The organism is Paraburkholderia sp. SIMBA_053 (assembly GCF_046534895.1).
GTDB classification, from domain to species: Bacteria; Pseudomonadota; Gammaproteobacteria; order Burkholderiales; family Burkholderiaceae; genus Paraburkholderia; species Paraburkholderia caledonica.
In genome coordinates, this window is record NZ_JAWRXU010001190.1 from 1 (window position 1) to 254 (window position 254).

The window sequence follows — 254 nt, forward strand, 5'->3', positions numbered from 1 at the left end:
CTCGACGAGGCCCGCCGCCACCAGCGCACCGGCAAGGATCCCTTCGGCAAGACAGCCACTGCCGAGCTCGGCAAGCGCGAGATCGACCTGGTCCTGGTCGGCGGCGATGCCGATGCCGCGCACCTGGTCCATATCGCCGTCGAACGCCACGCCCAGCGGCTGGTCGAGGTCGCGCGCACGTTCCTCGCGCAGCCGCAGTGGGAAGGCGTGGAGGCCATCGTGCTCGGCGGCGGCTTCCCGGACAGCCACTACGG

The 254-nt window shown here is 71.7% G+C and carries 1 pseudogene; it reads left to right on the top strand.

Going from position 1 to position 254, the window contains the following annotated elements:
• Positions 1-254 (top strand): annotated as a pseudogene (locus SB753_RS39405) (ROK family protein); the annotation flags it as partial.